The 19,249-nt window shown below is 54.9% G+C and carries 17 protein-coding genes; 6 read left to right on the forward strand and 11 right to left on the reverse strand.

The features are described 5' to 3' along the window. Positions 1-65: 65 nt before the first annotated feature. The 10 genes from LB462_RS23670 to rpiA form a co-directional block, all read right to left on the reverse strand. Positions 66-1,880 (reverse strand): ABC transporter ATP-binding protein, encoded by a 1,815-nt coding sequence (locus tag LB462_RS23670; RefSeq protein ID WP_224513080.1) that lies wholly within the window; start codon positions 1,878-1,880, stop codon positions 66-68. A gap of 362 nt (positions 1,881-2,242) precedes the next feature. Further along, a complete protein-coding gene (locus tag LB462_RS23675) occupies positions 2,243-3,919 on the reverse strand; it encodes an NAD+ synthase (RefSeq protein WP_224513185.1) in 1,677 nt (558 codons plus the stop codon). A gap of 53 nt (positions 3,920-3,972) precedes the next feature. Next, on the reverse strand, positions 3,973-4,323 hold the full coding sequence (locus LB462_RS23680) for a diacylglycerol kinase (protein ID WP_224513082.1): 351 nt from the start codon (positions 4,321-4,323) through the stop codon (positions 3,973-3,975). Positions 4,324-4,375: 52 nt separating this feature from the next. Beyond that, on the reverse strand, positions 4,376-4,804 hold the full coding sequence (locus LB462_RS23685) for a GFA family protein (protein WP_224513084.1): 429 nt from the start codon (positions 4,802-4,804) through the stop codon (positions 4,376-4,378). Between the two features lie 63 nt (positions 4,805-4,867). Beyond that, positions 4,868-6,043 carry a Na+/H+ antiporter NhaA gene (gene nhaA / locus LB462_RS23690; RefSeq protein ID WP_224513085.1) on the reverse strand — a complete coding sequence of 392 codons (1,176 nt, stop codon included), beginning with the start codon at positions 6,041-6,043 and terminating at the stop codon, positions 4,868-4,870. Positions 6,044-6,153: 110 nt separating this feature from the next. Beyond that, positions 6,154-7,533, reverse strand: coding sequence for a class II 3-deoxy-7-phosphoheptulonate synthase (locus tag LB462_RS23695; protein ID WP_224513086.1), 1,380 nt, complete (start codon positions 7,531-7,533; stop codon positions 6,154-6,156). A 194-nt stretch (positions 7,534-7,727) separates the two neighbouring features. After that, the gene (locus LB462_RS23700; RefSeq protein WP_224513088.1) at positions 7,728-8,396 is read right to left on the reverse strand and encodes a gamma-glutamylcyclotransferase family protein; all 669 of its coding nucleotides are present in this window, start codon (positions 8,394-8,396) and stop codon (positions 7,728-7,730) included. After that, positions 8,374-9,768, reverse strand: coding sequence for a glutathione-disulfide reductase (gene gor, locus LB462_RS23705; protein WP_224513090.1), 1,395 nt, complete (start codon positions 9,766-9,768; stop codon positions 8,374-8,376). The genes LB462_RS23700 and gor overlap by 23 nt, the downstream gene beginning before the upstream one ends. A 118-nt stretch (positions 9,769-9,886) precedes the next feature. Continuing rightward, positions 9,887-10,465, reverse strand: a complete 579-nt coding sequence (locus LB462_RS23710; protein ID WP_224513091.1) for a DUF2059 domain-containing protein — start codon at positions 10,463-10,465, stop codon at positions 9,887-9,889. Between the two features lie 105 nt (positions 10,466-10,570). Continuing rightward, positions 10,571-11,275 carry a ribose-5-phosphate isomerase RpiA gene (rpiA, locus tag LB462_RS23715; RefSeq protein ID WP_224513102.1) on the reverse strand — a complete coding sequence of 235 codons (705 nt, stop codon included), beginning with the start codon at positions 11,273-11,275 and terminating at the stop codon, positions 10,571-10,573. A gap of 200 nt (positions 11,276-11,475) precedes the next feature. Here rpiA and LB462_RS23720 point away from each other — a divergent pair, with 200 nt between their 5' ends. The 6 genes from LB462_RS23720 to LB462_RS23745 all read left to right on the forward strand — a co-directional run bounded on the left by LB462_RS23720 (position 11,476) and on the right by LB462_RS23745 (position 17,011). Continuing rightward, complete coding sequence (locus tag LB462_RS23720) at positions 11,476-12,159, forward strand: HAD family hydrolase (RefSeq protein ID WP_224513105.1); 684 nt, start codon at positions 11,476-11,478, stop codon at positions 12,157-12,159. Between the two features lie 155 nt (positions 12,160-12,314). Further along, entirely contained in the window at positions 12,315-12,785 is a 471-nt protein-coding gene (locus LB462_RS23725; protein ID WP_370637278.1) for a BA14K family protein, read from the forward strand. A 232-nt stretch (positions 12,786-13,017) separates the two neighbouring features. Further along, positions 13,018-14,430: a circularly permuted type 2 ATP-grasp protein gene (locus LB462_RS23730; RefSeq protein WP_224513107.1), complete on the forward strand. Its 1,413-nt coding sequence runs from the start codon at positions 13,018-13,020 to the stop codon at positions 14,428-14,430. A gap of 68 nt (positions 14,431-14,498) precedes the next feature. Beyond that, positions 14,499-15,440 (forward strand): alpha-E domain-containing protein, encoded by a 942-nt coding sequence (locus tag LB462_RS23735; protein WP_224513110.1) that lies wholly within the window; start codon positions 14,499-14,501, stop codon positions 15,438-15,440. Between the two features lie 5 nt (positions 15,441-15,445). Then, positions 15,446-16,243 carry a transglutaminase family protein gene (locus tag LB462_RS23740; protein WP_224513112.1) on the forward strand — a complete coding sequence of 266 codons (798 nt, stop codon included), beginning with the start codon at positions 15,446-15,448 and terminating at the stop codon, positions 16,241-16,243. A gap of 30 nt (positions 16,244-16,273) precedes the next feature. Further along, positions 16,274-17,011, forward strand: a complete 738-nt coding sequence (locus tag LB462_RS23745) for a proteasome-type protease (RefSeq protein ID WP_112528526.1) — start codon at positions 16,274-16,276, stop codon at positions 17,009-17,011. An 11-nt stretch (positions 17,012-17,022) separates the two neighbouring features. On the opposite strand, the gene LB462_RS23750 is transcribed toward LB462_RS23745, so the two are convergent. Next, complete coding sequence (locus tag LB462_RS23750) at positions 17,023-18,945, reverse strand: L,D-transpeptidase family protein (RefSeq protein ID WP_224513114.1); 1,923 nt, start codon at positions 18,943-18,945, stop codon at positions 17,023-17,025. Positions 18,946-19,249 lie beyond the last annotated feature (304 nt).

The following is a 19,249-nucleotide window of genomic DNA, read 5'->3' on the forward strand; positions in this document are numbered from 1 at the left end:
GCTTGCGGCATATCGGATAGAGCCAGCAATGGCAATATGGGCCGCGTTTGCGCGCGGCCCATATCTTAGTCATCGTTGAGGACAAGCCCCTTGGTCAGCTCAAGCGTCTGCAACTCGAACAGGCCGCGATAGATGCCTCCATGGAGCCCGATCAACGCTTCGTGGTTACCCTCTTCGGCAATACGGCCGTGCTCGAAAACCAGGAGCCGGTCGAGCGAGCGCACAGTCGACAGACGGTGTGCGATCACCAATGTCGTCCGTCCCAGCATCAGCCGCTCCATCGCCTGCTGGATCAGCACTTCCGATTCCGAATCGAGACTGGAAGTGGCCTCGTCCAGAATAAGAACCGGAGCATCCGCAAGGAAAGCCCTGGCAATGGCCACTCTCTGGCGCTCGCCGCCTGAAAGCTTGACACCGCGTTCGCCCACAAGCGTGCTGTACCCCTTCGGCAACGCCGTGATGAAGTCATGCGCGCTGGCCTGCCTTGCCGCCTCTTCGATCTCACCTTGCGTGGCACCGGGCCGGGCATAGGCGATATTCTCCGCCAGCGAACGATGAAACAGGATTGGCTCCTGTTGCACGATGGCGATCTGCTGGCGCAGCGAAGCCTGTGTGACCCCGGCAATATCCTGACCATCGATCAGGATCTGGCCCGATTTCACATCATGCAATCGCTGGATCAGCTTGACGAACGTCGTCTTGCCCGAGCCTGAATGACCAACCAGACCGACCCGCTCGCCTGCCCGGATCGTCACCGAAAACCGGTCATAAAGCGGCAGGCGATGTGCCCCATAGTGGAACGTCACATTGTCGAACTCGATCTTGCCATTGTTGATCCGGATCGGCTTTGCGCCGGGCCGATCTTCAATGCCAAGCGGTTGACTCTGGATATCAACAAGCTCCTCCATGTCATTGACCGAACGCTGCAAATTGCGGATGTGCATGCCGACTTCCCGCAAATAGCCCTGCAGGATGAAGAACGAGGTTAGCACGAAGGTGATATCACCCGCACTCGCCTGCCCGTTCGACCACAGGATCAGCGCGAAACCGATGACCGCAGCCCTCAGCATTAGCAGCATCGTTCCTTGAGATGTTCCGTTCCAGGTACCACGAACCCAGGTGCGAGCCGTCCGGTCCCTCCATTTGGTCAAAACGCTGGCGAGACGCGCATCCTCACGGCTTTCTGCACCGAAGCCCTTCACCACCATGTTGCAACTGACGGCATCAGCCAGCGAACCGCCAAGCTTTGTATCCCAACGATTCGCAAGCCGTGCCATCGGCGCAACGTAACCCAGTGAGAGAGATGCGGTGACAGCAACGAACAGCAACGAACCAATGCCGATAATGACGCCCATCAACGGCCAATACCAGGCCATTAGTGCTGTCGAACCAATCAGCATGATCACCGACGGAAACAGCGCCAGCAGCAGCGTATCGTTCAACAAGTCCAGGGCCCACATACCGCGCGTTACCTTACGAACCGTCGAACCGGCAAAGCTGTTGGCGTGCCACTCCGTCGAGAAACGCTGGATGCGGTAAAACGCATCTGAGGCAATTTCCATCATCATGTTCAGCGTCAAATCGACAATCTGCATGAAGGTGATATGCCGTAAGATGATTGCACCGAGGGACAAGGCAAGCAGTGTTGAGAACGCAGCGATTGCCGCGTTCCAGACGACCGCCTCGGTGGCGTGACCATTGACCACAGCGTCGACCAAGCGACCCGAATAGAGCGGCGTCAACACGTCGGCCAGTGTCGAGAGCAACACTGCAACTGCAATGACGGCGATTCGCACCGGCTGTCGCTGCCAGTGTAACCAGGTGAATCCAAGAACGCTGCGGAATGCGCCGCCGCGCAGGTCTTTACGAAATAAAGCCATGACGATTGTCCGATGCGAATACGCACCAGCCTCAATAGAAAAATGCAAACGGGAATGCCGTGAAAAAGAAGACAGAATCAGTACGGCATGAATGATCTGGCAACTCGCCTGAATACAGGAAAGGCCATTATCGGCGATGAGTTACCTTGACCGGTGAAGTCAATCGAAAGGCAAACAAGCCTTTCGTCATCACGTGTCAGGAACGAGCGCCGCCCCGCGGGGACATAAACATGGGTGCCATTCGAGAACCTCCCGGTCGTTATTGCCGGAGGTCGGCTTATAGTTGAATCGTTTTGCGCCGCCAAGTGTCTTTTTTTTTGCGATCGGTTTTCAAGAATCGGGTGCGACCAGATTGCAACAGTTTACTGCGATCGATCCCGAAACCGGTTGGTGATGGGATAGCGCCGATCACGGCCGAAATTCTTCTTCGTCACCTTGACCCCCGGGGCCGACTGGCGGCGCTTGTATTCGGCGATGTAGAGCAGGTGTTCGATACGCTCGACCGTGGCACGATCATGACCGCGTTCGACGATTTCATCGACGCCCATCTCGTGTTCGACGAGGCATTCGAGGATATCGTCAAGAACCGGATAAGGCGGCAGCGAATCCTGGTCGGTCTGGTTTTCCCGCAGCTCTGCCGAGGGTGCCTTGCTGATGATATTCACCGGAATAACTTCGCCAGACGGACCCAGGCCGCCCGCAGGGACGTTTTTGTTGCGCCATTCCGACATGGCATAGACCTGCATCTTGTAGAGATCCTTGATCGGATTGTAGCCGCCGTTCATGTCGCCATAGAGCGTGGCATAGCCAACCGACATTTCCGACTTATTGCCCGTGGTGACGACCATGGAACCGAACTTGTTGGAAATCGCCATAAGGATGGTACCGCGGGCACGGCTCTGCAGGTTCTCCTCGGTTATGCCCTCCTTGGTACCCTCGAAGGTGGGCGCAAGCGCCTTGAGGAAGCCCTCAACCGGCTCAAAGATCGGGACGATATCATAGCGGCAGCCAAGCAACTTGGCGCAGTCTTCGGCGTCCTTCAGCGAGTCCTTCGACGTATAGGTGTAAGGCATCATGACAGCCCGCAGGCGTTCTTCCCCCAATGCGTCCACCGCGAGCGCGGCGCAGATTGCAGAGTCGATGCCGCCAGACAGACCAAGCACAACGTCCTTGAATCCGTTCTTGTTGACGTAGTCACGCAGGCCAAGCATGCAGGCGCGGTAGTCCGCTTCCTCCCCTTCCGGGATTCGCGACATCGGGCCTTCAGTGCAGGTCCAGCCATCTGCGCCGCGTCGCCATGTCGTGACAATCAACTGCTCCTCAAACTGCGACATCTGGAAAGCAAGGTTTTTATCGCCATTGAACGCGAAGGAAGCGCCGTCGAAAATCAGGTCGTCCTGCCCCCCAAGCTGATTGGCGAAAATCAATGGCAACCCCGTCTCAATCACCTGTCGTAGCGCCACCTGATAACGCACATCGACCTTGCCGCGATAATAGGGAGAGCCATTCGGCACGCAGAGAATTTCCGCACCGCTCTCCGCCAATGTCTCGCAGACACCGAGGTCGCCCCAGATATCCTCGCAGATCGGAATACCGATGCGAACGCCGCGAAAATTCACCGGGCCCGGCATCGGACCAGCCTGGAACACTCGCTTTTCGTCAAACTCGCCATAATTGGGCAGGTCGACCTTGAAACGTTCGGCAATCACCTTGCCACCATCCAGCACCATGACCGAGTTGTGAAGGCCGGACTCACGCTTGAGGGGCGTGCCGATAATGACGCCAGGTCCGCCATCCGCAGTATCCAAAGCGAATTCCTCAACTGCTTTCTCGCAAGCATCCATGAAGGCGCGTTTCAGCACCAGATCCTCCGGCGGATAACCGGAAATGAAAAGCTCGGTGTAGAGGACCAGATCGGCGCCTTGACGTGCAGCGTCAGCGCGAGCCTCGCGTGCCTTTGCCAGATTGCCCTTGATATCGCCCAGCACCGGATTGAGCTGAGCGATGGCGATACGGAGAATGTCGGGATTTTTGCTCATAATGAACATATATCGTTTCGTTGGTGGAAAAACAATGTTTGATCAAGCAGCGGTCAGGTAAAAAACACGCTCCACACGGTATAGACCCAGACGGTAGCGACAAGGATAACCGAGATCAGCACCGCAAGCGATCCGCAATCCTTGGCGATCTGGATCTCGCGATGAAAATCCAGTGAAACCGCATCACAGGCGGCCTCGATACCGGTATTGAGTACTTCGATCATGATCAGAAACAGTACTGATCCCGTAAGGAGCAGGAACGAAAGCCCGGTCGGCGCGATGAATGCCGCAACGGGAATGGCGAGAATAAACAGCATAAGTTCCTGCTGAACCGCCTTCTCATGCTGCGCCAGATGCTTCAGCGCACGCATGGAATTTATGAATGCGAGTACCAGACGCTGCATGCCCGCTCCCGAGTTGTTAGCTACGGCAGGTATAAGGAGAGTTCGCTGCGCGTCAATCCTGTCCGTCGGACGCAACCACGACTCCACCACCACTCCTTGCGTACTTGGGCAGGTCATCGTCAATCTGATAGTAGTCGCCCTTGTCCTCGACAAAGATATGACTTTCTCCATGCAGGCCGGACGGTTGATCGAATGATCCTGCCATGACGGAAATATAATCGAGATTATTATGCTTCCAGAAGAGCACTGACCCGCAATTCTTGCAGAAGCCACGGCGGGCAAATTCACTTGCCTCATACCAGCTGATATTTTCTTCGCCGGAAATGTCGATCGAATCGTCCTGGACGTTCGTCGCAGCGTAAAAATGGCCCGACTGTTTGCGGCATTGCGAGCAATGGCAGTAGACAACACCACGCAGCTTGCCGCGCGTTTCGAAATGTACTCTGCCGCACAGGCATGAACCCCGATGCAACTCCATCATGCTCTCACCCCGTTATTGTCGAGAACAAAACATAAGCGATACCACAGGCACCGCCTTTCGCATTCACGTCTTTGCCGGACGCTTCGAAGACAGACTGAGCAGGAAAGCCCCGAAGACCGCTGACAGCAACGAGCCGAGCAGAACGCCGAGCTTGGTTTCATCCTGCAACAATGGGGAATTCGCGTAGGCAAGCAGACCGATGAACAGGCTCATCGTGAAACCGATCCCACAAAGCGTAGCGACACCATACATTTGCAGCCAGGTTGTGCCAGCAGGCCGTTCGGCCAGACGAAGCTTGATCGCTAGCCAGGCAAAGGAGAACACGCCGACCTGCTTGCCGACAAACAGGCCAGCTGCCACACCGAGCGGAACCGGATCGGCAAGGTTCGACAGCGACACGTTGCTGAAGGAAACGCCGGCGTTGGCGAAACCGAAGATTGGCACGATCAGAAAGCCAACCCACGGCTGAATAGCATGCTCGAGTTCGACCAGCGGGGAATCACCCTCCCCCTTCGTGCCGCGCAGCGGGATAGCCAGGGCCAGCAGCACACCGGCAATCGTCGCATGGATCCCCGATTTGAAGACGAGGATCCAGAGGATCACCCCGAGAACGAGATAAGCCCAAAGCCTAACGATACCCATCATGTTCATCAGCATAAGTATTGTGAACACGGCGGCGACACCGGCTAACGCTGGGATGTTCAATCCCTCCGTATAAAACAAGGCAATGATGATGACCGCACCCAGATCATCGATGATGGCAAGGGCCGTCAAAAAGACCTTCACTGACAACGGAACGCGCGACCCGAGCAGCGACAGAACGCCCAGCGAAAAGGCGATATCGGTGGCGGTCGGGATGGCCCAACCGCGAACTGTCTCACCCTCATTAAAAGCAAGAAAGATCAGGGCGGGAACGACCATACCACCGACAGCCGCAAACCCCGGCAATGCGCGCCGCGACCAGCTCGACAGTTGACCGCTGATCATCTCCCGCTTGATTTCGAGGCCAACCAGCAGGAAAAACACGGCCATAAGCGCATCGTTCACCCAATGAAGAATGCTCAGGCCGCCAACATAAGTCTTCAGCAGACCGAAATAATATCCGCTCAAGGGAGAGTTGGCGGCAATCAGTGCCAGCGCCGCGACCGCCATCAGAATGATGCCGCCGGAGGCCTCACTCTCAATGAACGAACGGAAAGACGCTGACAGGCGGATTCGGCGGACGGGTTTTGGATCCATGAGACCTTGATAGAATCTCGAACGGCAAAACTCCAGCCCAAACGTTTTGATTACTGAAATTGAAAAAGGCGGCCCAAAGGACCGCCTTCTATTTCACGAATACCTGAAGATTAACCGTTGACGGCCATTTTCTGTGGATGGCTGTCGCGCTCTTTCTTCAGAAGTTCCGCAACCAGAAACGCCAATTCCAGCGCCTGATCGGCATTGAGGCGCGGGTCGCAATGGGTATGGTAGCGATCCTGCAGATCTTCTGCCAGAACCGCCCGCGCACCACCAGTGCATTCCGTGACGTTATTGCCGGTCATCTCGATGTGGATACCGCCCGGATAAGTTCCTTCCGCATGATGCACTCCAAAGAAGGTCTCGACTTCCTTCAGAATACGGTCGAATGGCCGTGTTTTGTAGCCATTGGCAGTGATGGTGTTGCCATGCATGGGATCACAGGACCACACGACCTCACGGCCCTCTTTCTGCACCGCACGAATGAGCTTCGGCAGGTGATCGGCAACCTTGTCGTGACCGAAGCGGGCGATCAATGTCAGGCGACCCGGCTCGTTTGCAGGATTGAGCAGATCGATCAGTCGCAGGAGATCATCAGCTTCCAGTGACGGACCGCATTTCAGCCCCAGCGGGTTTTTAATGCCACGGCAGTATTCCACATGGGCATGATCCGCCTGACGCGTGCGGTCACCAACCCAGATCATATGGCCGGACGTCGCATACCAGTCGCCAGACGTCGAATCGACGCGGGTCAGTGCTTCCTCATAACCAAGAAGCAACGCTTCGTGACTTGTGTAAAAATCCGTCTCGCGCAACTGGGCATTTGTTTCCGCGGTAATGCCAACAGCGCGCATGAAGTCGACTGTCTCGGAGATGCGACGTGCCAACTGGCCATAGCGCTCGCCTTGAGGGCTATCGGCAACGAAACCCATCATCCACTGATTGACGTTCTCCAAATTGGCATAACCACCCTGGGCGAAAGCGCGCAGAAGATTGAGCGTCGCGGCGGATTGGCGGTAAGCCATTTCCTGACGAGCCGGATCCGGGGTGCGCGACTGTTCGGTGAACTCGGTGCCATTGATAATATCGCCGCGATAGATCGGGAGCTCGATGCCGTCTTTGGTTTCGGTGTCGGAGGTGCGCGGCTTGGCGAACTGACCCGCGATACGGCCCACTTTGACGATAGGCTGAGAAGCACCAAAGGTCAGCACAACGGCCATCTGAAGGAAGACGCGGAAGAAATCTCTAATATTATCCGCACCATGTTCGGCAAAGCTCTCGGCGCAATCGCCGCCTTGCAACAGAAAGCTTTCACCCCTGGAAACAGCCGCAAGCTGCTTCTTGAGCTTGCGTGCTTCACCTGCAAAAACCAAAGGCGGATAAGTCCGAAGACGGGCCTCGACATCGCTCACAGCCTGAGCGTCCGGATAATAAGGAACCTGCTTGATAGGTTTGCCTCTCCAGGAAGTCGGTGTCCAGTTCTTGGTCATTATTGCACCTGTTACTTGCTTTCCACATTGGTAGCGATTGTTGGAGACTATCCGGTCCAGACCGGAAGGCGCTCATATAGTCCAATTATGAGGGATATACCAGTCCTGTTGGCGGCCAGCGCGGCTGATCCCGTTATGACGCCGCAGGCGAATGTAACTGGACATAAAAAATGAAAACCGGGCTAAGTTTAATCTCACTTTACGTCGGCAGCTGCCGCTTCATCCATGTCCTGAGGATCGGTAAAGTTCGCGCCGATTTCCTCCAACAGCCTATCAAACATGTCGATCTCTTTGTCGCTGAGTTTCACGGCGCGCGGATAGGTCGGTGACGGGCGGTCCCTGTAAATCGGCGTGTTGAAATATTCCGTTTTGAGAACGAACCGACGAAGTCCTTCCTCACCGTGCTCGACCAGAAAACCCTGCATAACCGCATCCAGATAGGATTGCAGGATCATCGGCGGTTGCGGATGAATTGGTACATATTGATGCGCCTCATAGACGAAGATTGGCATGCCGTCGGGAAAAGGCAGTGCAGTCTCGATTTGTTCAGGCAGGACGCTGCGGCGGTCGTAATTTTCCTCGCGCAAATCGACGGCTGCAAGGTTTTCCAGATAATCGAAAACAAGCAGACCATCCACGCTGGAATTTTCGTCGCGACGAACAGACAATAGAGCGGCGTGAAGTCCGGCTTCGCGAGGACTTGCGCGCCACAATCTCCTCCAGCCATGAAGTTTTGCAGGCATGGCGTGAACTATATTGGTTCGCAACGTATGGCGGTTTACCAGCGAGCCATAACCGAAATAAGCGACAAGTTTGCCGCTCTTCGCAAGGACTTCAATTTCACCCATCAACACGTTGGCCATTCACCAATCTATAGCTCGGCTTGTACATGGTCACCAACTCTTCTGAAGCTGTAGGATGCACTGCCATTGTGCGGTCGAAATCATCCTTGGTGCAGCCGGCTTTGATGGGAATGGCCAAAAGTTGAGCCATTTCACCCGCATCGGGGCCCAAGATATGCGCACCGATGACCTTCCTGCTGGCGGCATCGACTATCAGCTTGGTCAGCATTTTGTCCTTGGCGCCGGATAGCGTATTGCGCATCGGGCGGAAAAGAGCACGGTACACCTCGATCTCCCTGAACTCCTTGGCTGCCTCTTCTTCGGTCAATCCCACGGTACCGATTTCGGGTTGAGAGAAAACCGCTGTCGCGATCTGGCGGTGGTCAGGTTTGGTCGGATTGTTTTTAAACGCCGTCTCGATAAAGCACATGGCCTCATGAATGGCGACCGGCGTCAGTTGAACACGATTGGTCACGTCGCCTACAGCCCAGATGTTCGCCTTGCTCGTACGCGAATACTCGTCGACCTTGACTGCGCCAAGTTCGTCGAGTTCGACACCCGCCTCTTCCAGGCCCAACGATTTCGTGTTTGGTGCCCGGCCAATGGCCAGCATGACCTGATCCGCAACAAGCTCATCCCCCGAATAAAGGCGTACACCCAGCCTCCCGTCAGGCTGGCGTTTGACTTCCTCGATGACCTCCACGCAACGGACGTGGATACCTTTGGCAACCATAGCCGCGTGCAGTAACTGCCGCAGATCGTGGTCAAAGCGCGACAGGATTTCCTTGCCGCGGTAGATCAGCGTCGTTTCGACGCCGAGACCATGGAAGATATTGGCGAATTCAACTGCGATGTAGCCACCGCCCTCGATAATGATGGCCTTTGGTAGCTGTTGGAGATGGAATGTCTCATTGGAGCTGATGCACAATTCGTGTCCCGGTAAAGCCGGATGCGGGTTTGGATGGCCGCCGGTGGCGATAAGAATCTGGTCAGCAGTCACGCGCTGGCCAGTCTTGAGAATTTCGATGGTGTGATCGTCGACAAGCACCGCGCGGCTGTCGAAAATCTCGACGTCAGAATTGTCGAGCCCCTGCCGGTAAAGGCCCTCTAGCCGCCCGATCTCCCGATCCTTGTTCGCAACCAGCGTCGGCCAATCGAACCTGGTTTCTCCAACGCTCCAGCCATAACCGGCCGCAGCCTCGAAATGTTCGGAAAACTGCGACGCGTAGACAAAAAGCTTTTTCGGCACGCAGCCACGGATGACACAGGTGCCACCCATACGGTATTCTTCGGCGAGCCCGACTTTCTTGCCCATGGCGCCGGTAAGCCTTCCGGCGCGTACACCGCCCGACCCTCCCCCAATGACGAAAAGGGCATAATCATAGCTTGGCATGGTGCAAAAACTCCGAATCTGATGAGCAGCGCTTATATATGGGTTGTATCTTGGCCACTTAAAAGAACAAAGCCCGGCTGACGGCCGGGCTTTGCATAATATTCAATTGAACCCGTCCTTACGGCTGCTTTGGTTGAGCTGGTGCAGGAGCCGCTGGCGCTTGGGCAGGCGCTGTCGCAGCCGCTGCCGCAACGACCTTCTCAGCAACGGCCTGGGCAAGATCGCGCGCGATGCCGCGCTGCCAGATGCCGGCGGCCTTCATGACTTCACGCGTAACGATCGGACCTTCGGACAACAGCTTCTTACCAGCCTCGGAATTATAAAAACCGGTGATGGCGTTCAGTTCTTCTTCGCTGAATGACACCGCATAGGCGCGGGCGGCTTCATTTTCGAGATCGGCACGACGTGCTGCAAGCGCCAGGGCCTGTTCGTCGACGGCTGCGCCGATGATAGACTCAAGGTTTGGATCCTTCTGGATCAACTCACCCTTCAGCTGCTGCGCAACGCCAGGCAGGATCGAGTCGAATTGGTCCGTTGCCTTGATTGCGGAAATAGCAGCTCGGGCGGCAGCCAGATGCGACGGGGTGATGTTATTGTTGGTGTTCGTATCCTGCGCCTGAGCGGCGCTGAAACCGCCAAGCATAATTACGACGGCCAAAGGTGCAATCAAGCGGCGGAAGCCAGTTGCTCGGTTCATGAATTTATCGCTCCGTTTTCGACGTTGTCGCGCATAACCCAAAAATCATCCTCGATTTTCAGAAGGCTTTGCGCAGGATTTAAAGTGCGTCTGCTTCAAGTGCCTCTAAACAGACGCCCTGCTCCGCAGTGTTCTGACACCGTCAGCACCGGCCAAAATGGCCACGCGCGCCAGTCCCAGAAAAAGTCCATGCTCCACCACGCCGGGTATGGCGTGCAGAGCGTTCGATAAAGCTCTTGTATCCGGAATGCGGCCAAAAGATGCATCCAGGATCAAATGCCCGCCGTCTGTAACAAATGCTTCGTCTCCCGTCATCCTCAATGTAACAGGACCTGCAAGCCCAAGCTTGCCAGCGGCCTGTTCGATGGCAAGTTTCGTGGCTGCAAGCCCAAAACGGTTGACTTCGATGGGCAAGGGAAAGGCGCCCAGCGTATTCACCAGCTTCGATTCGTCTGCAATCACGATCATTTCACTCGAAGCTGCCGCGACGATCTTTTCCCGCAGCAAGGCGCCGCCGCCGCCTTTTATCAAAACGAGGTCAGGGTCGACCTCGTCGGCGCCGTCGATCGTAAGATCCAGCTGCGGTGTTTCTTCGAGGGTGCTGAGCTTGACGCCGAGTTCGCGGCAGAGAGCCGCAGTGCGTTCCGATGTGGGTACGCCAATAACGTTCATTCCAGACGTCACCTTGTCCGCCAAGAGCCGCACGAACTCCTCAGCGGTCGAGCCCGTTCCGATTCCAAGGCGCATGCCATCCTTGACGTAGGTCAGGGCCTCCGCAGCCGCTTTGATCTTCAGCGATTTGGCATCCATGGTGGTGCGCCCTCTTGTAGCTTTGACTTGCCGTTTCTTTGAGTCGACACTGGCTGCTCCCTACCACGTCAGGCGACCGGGTCAAGGCTCGTGGCTTGATTTTGAACCCACCTTATACTTCAGTGTGGGAAGGTCACCTCACGAAACCAGCAGTTCTGCTGCTGTTTTCGCCATCGGCTACGGATGCCACAGGAACATAAATGTCCAAACCCATTGTCGTATTTGATCTTGACGGAACTCTGGTGGATACCGCCCCCGACCTGCTCGATAGTCTCAATCATTGCCTTGGTGAAACAGGCCTGCAAAAGGTCGATCCGGTCACGCTGCGCCGTTATGTCGGACAAGGCGGACGCGTGATGATTGAACGAGCATTCGAAGCCCAGCAAAAGCTGCTGAGCCCAGAACAACTTGACTGGCTGGTCGGTATCTTCATCGAACATTATGGTGCCAATATGCCCGGACACTCCGCGCTCTATGAAGGCGCCGAACAGGCAATGGAAGAATTGTCGGGCGCCGGCTATCTGCTGGCGGTCTGCACCAACAAGTTTGAAGGCCTGTCCGTCAACCTCCTGACCGGTCTTGGTCAATCATCGCGATTCAGTGCGATTTGCGGTTCCGATACTTTCGCCTTCCGAAAGCCTGACCCGCGCCATCTGGTTGAAACCATCCGCAAGGCTGGCGGCGATCCCGAGCGCGCTGTGATGATCGGTGACAGCCAGACGGATATCAACACGGCAAAGGCCGCAGGAATTCCTGTAATCGCTGTGGATTTCGGCTACTCGGATCTACCGGTTGCAACCTATGAGCCGAGCCGGGTCATCTCACACTATCGTGAGTTGAAGGTAAAGCTTGCAGACGATTTGATAGGTGCAGTTAACGCTTGAACCGTCTGAATTGGAACGATTTTTTTATCCGAACGTTAACCAGCTGCAGATGTTGGGCTGAGGATTAGCCTTCCATCCGAGGTTTTTTTGCTCTTACAGTGAAAACGGGCGCAGTCCCGGGATTTCAGGAGGAAAAATTGAGGAAACTAACTTCAATGCTTGCCGCACTTGCGATGTCGGCGGGGCTGACTTCGGTCGGTCCGATGCCCGCCTTTTCGGCGCCGCTTGCGCCGTTGAGTGTCGAAACCACGAGCGCCAACATCGAGCAAGTGCAATACCGGCGGCATTATCGCGGCGGCCGAAACTGGAACGGCAATCGCTACTATCGTGGGGGTCGTTACTATCGCGGCGGCCGCTACTATGGCGGCGACCGGTATTGGTACAGAGGACACCGCGGATACAATTACTATCGTCCGGGCTATCGATATTATAACGGAGGCTGGTTCCCACTGGCCGCCTTTGGTACCGGTGTTATAGTGGGTAGCGCCATTGCGCCTCGTCCGGTCTATCGCACCGGCAGTGCGCATACACAGTGGTGCTACAACCGCTATCGGTCGTACAGGGCCTATGACAATACATATCAGCCCAACAACGGCCCCCGTCGCCAATGCGTATCGCCATACTAAACCTGACAACATGATTCCAAGGCCCGTTTACCAGTGGTAGGCGGGCTCTTTTTATTTTTGAAAATAGCAAACGCGAGCTCACGCATTAGACGAAAATCGTATTGCGCGTGCCTCAAACGCTCTGTAGTTGCCTAATTTTTGAGCCGTGCTTCCGGAGTCATTCCTCAACAATGGAATGTGCTTGCATTTTTTGCTGAACCCGCTTGAATACGCTTACATGAAGGGGGTTTGAGTGAATCCATTTGATGAGATGATCAAAACAGGCGGAGAAGTGCGCCCGCCATATGAACAGCTAAAATGCTGGCTCGATACGCAGAATCCCGAGCGGTTGGCTCAAAAGTCGCTTGATGCCGAGAACGTTTTTCGCAAGACCGGGATTACATTTGCAGTCTATGGCGACGAGGAAGCCGCCGAACGCCTCATCCCGTTCGATATCATCCCCCGCATCATCACCGGCAATGAATGGCGCCGCCTGTCGCAGGGCATCGAGCAGCGTGTCATGGCGCTCAACGCGTTTCTTGATGATATCTATCACCGCCAGGAGATCATCCGCGCCGGCCGCATTCCACGTGAACTTTTCACCCACAATGATGCCTATTTGCCGGAGATGGTCGGGTTTAGACCACCGGGAAACGTCTACACGCATATCATCGGCGTTGATATCGTAAGGACGGAAGAGAACCAGTTCTACGTTCTTGAAGACAATGCGCGCACACCTTCCGGCGTTTCCTACATGCTGGAAAACCGCGAAACGATGATGCAGCTGTTTCCGGAACTGTTCCAGCAGATCAAGGTGCGTCCCGTCGAGACATATCCCAAGCTGCTACGGCAATCATTGGCGGCGGTTGCTCCGCCCGGCTGCAAGGGTACGCCCACCATCGCGGTGCTGACGCCAGGCATCTACAACTCCGCCTACTTCGAACACGCTTTTCTCGCCGATCAGATGGGTGTCGAACTCGTCGAGGGGAGCGATCTCAAGATTGAGAACGGTAAGGTCGTCATGCGGACGACAGAAGGCAACCGCGCCATCGATGTGCTTTACCGACGAGTCGACGACTCTTTCCTTGATCCCCTCACCTTCCGCCGCGATTCAGCGCTCGGCGTTGCCGGGATCATGGACGTCTATCGTTCGGGGAACATCACTATTGCCAACGCACCCGGTACCGGGATTGCCGACGACAAGGCACTCTATTCCTATATGCCGGAGATCGTTGAATTCTACACCGGACGCAAGGCGATTTTGGAAAATGTACCCACGCATCGCTGCTCGGAACCGGACACACTCAAATATGTGCTCGACAACCTCTCTGATCTCGTGGTCAAGGAGGTTCACGGCTCCGGCGGATACGGGATGCTCGTCGGTCCGGCAGCTTCCAAGAAGGAATGCGAAGCCTTCGCCCTTAAACTGAAGGCCAACCCGAAAAATTACATTGCACAACCAACGCTCGCGCTTTCGACAACGCCGATCATGACCGAAAAAGGTTTGGCGCCGCGCCACGTGGATTTGCGGCCATTCGTGCTCGTGTCTGACCGCATACGCATCACACCTGGCGGTCTGACGCGTGTCGCATTGAAAGAGGGCTCGCTCGTGGTCAACTCCAGTCAAGGTGGAGGTACGAAGGATACCTGGGTGCTGGACGACTAGACTGGTTCTGAGGGGAAATAAGAATCGCTCAAGACGGTTCGGAACTACAAAGAGGATACGACTAGAAAATGCTTCTTGGCCGCACCGCAAATGGTCTCTACTGGATGTTCCGTTATATTGAGCGGGCAGAGAATATGGCACGGCTCATCGATGCCGGACTGCGAATGGCATTGACGAAAACATCCGACGCGCCCGAGGAATGGTCGTCCGTATTGATGAGCGCGGGAGTAAAGATCGGCTATGATAGCAAATACAAGGAGTACAATGCGAGCCTTGTTTCCGATTTCCTGTTGCGTGATCTGAGTAATCCCTCGAGCGTCATGGCTTGCGTTGAAACCGCGCGATCCAACGCACGCATGGTGCGGACTGCGCTTACGCGTGAGGCTTGGGAAAGCGTTAACGAGACCTGGATGGTGCTCAAATCGACTTTGGCATCCATTATCCCCGAAACCGACCTTCCACGCGTTCTCGATCAGATCAAGCGCGAAACGGCGATTATCCGCGGTGCTTTTCATGGAACAATGCTGCGCAACGAAATTTTCAATTTCGCGCGCATCGGAACTTTCATCGAGCGGGCCGATAACACTGCGCGCATTCTTGACGTTAAATATTACGTGCTGCTTCCCTCGATTTCATATGTTGGAACGACCCTCGACAACTTCCAATGGGAATCTATCCTGCGGTCCGTCTCCGCCCATCGCTCCTATCGCTGGGTTTATGATGTCGAATACAATCCCGTGAACATTGCGGATTATCTGATCTTGAATTCACGCATGCCTCGGTCCCTGAACTTCTGCTACTCCAATATCGTCGATAATCTGAAATACCTTGCCCTCGACTATGGCAAGCGGCACGAATGCCATGACATGTCCGAGAGTATTATGACGCGGCTAGAGAACAATGAGATCCGCACCATTTTTGACAATGGACTACACGAATTCCTGAGCGATCTCATTTATCAAACGAACAGCTTGAGCAGCAAAATTGCTCACGCCTACAATTTCGATTGAAGATCATGCTTTTGAACATCCAGCACAATTCCCGCTATCGTTACGACACTCCGGTTCATTATTCGGTGCTGCGATTGCGTATGCATCCACAGAGCAGCCCGGGCCAGAAAGTCATCGACTGGGCACTCAAGATAGAGGGGGCGACACAGGAAGCGAACTACCGTGACGGCTATGGCAATCGCACCATGCTGATACGGCTTGATCGCGACATCGAAGAACTCGTCATACGCGCCGAGGGCCAGGTCGAAACCGAGGATCGCACGGGTGTTCTCGGCAAGGTCTATAATTTCATGCCGATATGGCTCTACGAACGTGAAACGGACCTGACCAAACCGGGTGAGTCGATCCGCGAATTGGCAGCAAGCTTGCCAGCCAAGACCGACAAACTGGCAATCATGCACGAACTGATGGCACTACTGCATCAGAAAATGGCCTACACACCAGGCACTACCAACATCAACACCACGGCCGAGGAGGCACTGCTCAACGGAAGCGGTGTTTGCCAGGACCACACCCATGTCTTCATTTCTACCGCGCGCCTGCTCAATATTCCTGCCCGCTACGTGTCCGGCTATCTCATGCTGAACAACACGATCGAACAGACGGCAAGCCACGCGTGGGCGGAGGCACATATCGAAGGACTGGGCTGGGTCGGATTCGACGCAGCCAACGATATTTGTCCGAATGAAACCTATGTGCGTCTGGCTTGCGGCCTCGATTACCGCGAAGCGGCACCAGTTTCCGGTATACGCTTTGGACCCGGCATTGAATCACTTGCCGTAGAGGTCAATGTAGAGCAGTAATCGCTCTACTATCGGGATTCGGGATTCGCTATGACTTACTGCGTGGGGCTCAAACTGGACCGCGGCCTTGTGTTCATGTCTGACACGAGAACAAATGCCGGTGTCGACAACATTTCCACGTTCAAGAAAATGTATACTTGGGCCAAGACGGGCGACCGCGTTATCACGCTGGTTTCCTCTGGCAACCTGGCAACAACCCAGGCCGTCATCAGCATCCTGAATGAACGCACCAAGGAGCCATCCGAACGGTCGCCGTCGATCTACGAAATGCCATCGATGTTTCAGACGGCAAGGCTCGTTGGCGATACAATTAGACACGTCATCGACGAGGTGGATTCCGGCGGGCAGCGTGCCGATTCATTCGGCGCCTCGATTATCCTCGGTGGCCAGATCAAAGGCGGCGATCCGCGGCTTTTCCTGATCTATCCCGAGGGGAATTTCATTGAGGCGACGCCGGATACACCCTTCTTCCAGATCGGTGAGCACAAGTATGGAAAGCCGATTATCGTGCGGTCCTACGACCCTGCACTGACTTTTGAGGAAGCGACGAAGCTGTTGCTGGTTTCCTTCGATTCGACGCTGAAATCCAACTTGTCAGTAGGACTGCCGCTGGACTTACAGTTCTACGAGTCGGATAGTCTCAAGCTTGGTTTCGAAAAACGCATCGAACGCCATGATCCTTATTATGAAATGATTTCAGATGGTTGGTCACAGGCCTTGAAACTTGCATTCCAAAGCCTGCCACCTTTCGAAATCAAAAACGACTAGGGGCGCTGCCTTTAAAGTTTCGCAGTCTGGACGCTTGTTGCCTGTCGCATTGCCCGCGTCTTGACGAAAGCCTTTTCGAGATAAGCGTCGCGCTCATAGACGTCGTCGTAATACTTGATCTCGCCCGTCGTCGCGTCTGGCCACGCAGTGAAATAGGACACATAGACCGGCAACTGGTCCTTTACCTTGACGCTGCGTTCGTTTTTGCCGAAGTACTGTTTCAGATCTTCGACCGGAACGCCGAGCACTGCCGCGGCCATGTCACGTGGGCGCTCCAGGCGGATACAGCCATGGCTCAATGCTCGCATGTCCCGCTTGAAATAAGATTTGGCCGGCGTGTCGTGCATGTAGATGTCGTGACTGTTCGGGAAGAGGATCTTCAGTTCCCCGAGAGCATTGTCGAGGCTCGGCTTCTGGCGAATGCCAACGCCGCCGCCATTTGAAGCAACCTGATACCAATTGATCGAGCTCGACGGAACCACGCGACCCGTCTTGTCATAGACCTCGTATCCACTATTTTCGAGATAGGACGGATTGCTGAGTATTTTCGGCATCATCTCGTTGAGAATGATCGAGCGCGGCACCCCCCAGGATGGATTGAAGACAACAGTCTCGATCGTATCGTCGAAGAAATAGGTCTGGTTCGTGGGTGATCCGACCACGATATTCATCGCCAGTTTTTCTGTGTTGTCGTCGAAGTACTGGGCCCGGTAGGCAGGCTGATTGATGAAAACATAGCGCTTGCCGAAATCATGCGGCAGCCAGCGCAGCCGCTCCATGGAATACAAAATACGGTTCCGTTTGGACAGAGTTGTTTCGGTTTGAAGCGACTTGATGGTGTTGCTGCCGATTACACCGTCGGCCTTGCGCCCCTGCGCCTTCTGAAAGTCCTTGATGGCTTGGACGAGACTCTCGTCATAGACATAGCTGTTTTCGTGCGCGGCCAGCACAATCTTGTGCTGTGCCAAATAATCCTGCGGCGCTTTCGCCCGGATCAGCGCTACGACATTGCGAAGTTCAGCGCTTGTATCGCCCGGGCGGATCATTGTGCCGGGAGCAATGCTCACAGTCGGCTCATCGGTACCATCGAGCTCGTGCAGATTTTGTTTGAGCTCGGTATACCATTTATTCTGTGGTTCGAAAGCGACAAGCGTCGCGGCGGGATCGTTCGACGAAGCGAGCTGTTCGATCACTTCGCGCGGCTTGACCCGGCCCGTAGCAAAGTCATGGAACCCGCTGAGGCGGTTTGGATTGATGCGGCCCTCACCCTGATCCATGGCGTAGCGCAGCGCTCGCGCCGACATCGACAACTCGAAATCTGCAAGCTCCTTCAATCGCGCTGGAATGTTGGCACGGTCGTAATCGTCACTCGGGACCACAACTGTGTAATCTTGTGGATCTAGACCATCATCTGCAGCCTTTGCAAAAAGCGCCACGACCGCCTTTGCCTGTCGTGTCACATCATAAGAAGCCGTCCAGATCGGGCGCTGTTTCGTGGCATAATACGAGACAATCGCGTCAGATATCTCCTTTTCCGCAAGAACGTGAGCAGCCTTCAGATGGTCGATCTTCAGACCGAATTCATCCATCGCCATTGATGACGACATATCCGTGCCATGATCGGCTGAAGCCGTGATCTGCGTATCCACTTTCGAAAAATCGATCTGAACCAAGCCTTCGGGCTTGTAGTCATAGTTTGTCGGCGCTGTGACGACCACGCGCTTGATAGGGGCGTTCGGACGCCGCACGCTCGCATCCTGCAGCCTGCCAGGATGGACCTGATGTGTTTGGTCGACAGGACGCGACTCGACGCGACGATTGCCGAACAGCAGTTCCATCAGGTTATTGGCTGCTGATGCCGGCGCCATTGGGACGACCGTGGCCGATAACATCGCGGCCAGAAAGATTGCATTTTTTTTGGAACGGGAATTCATGATGCGTGCCCAGCTGGAACTGTGTTGCCCACGGATGAACATGAGCCATTGATGAGGTGTGTAGCCAGTTTGACCGCATCGTATTTAGAATCTTTTAACAATGCCCCGCCCCCAAATATTAACTCGCCGCGGCACAATTTTAAGCTGTGTGCTGGTTTTGACACATTTATCCCAATTCACCCACACTTTCATGTTAATTCATCACACAAATAGTTGAGCAATCCAGTTCATTCCCAAAAATCGTAATAATATTCCAGAAGAAGCGACCCACTGCATCGAATTGGAGAGCATGGTGAACAAGTTT

It is taken from the genome of Phyllobacterium chamaecytisi (genome assembly GCF_020164455.1).
Classification (GTDB): Bacteria; Pseudomonadota; Alphaproteobacteria; order Rhizobiales; family Rhizobiaceae; genus Phyllobacterium; species Phyllobacterium chamaecytisi.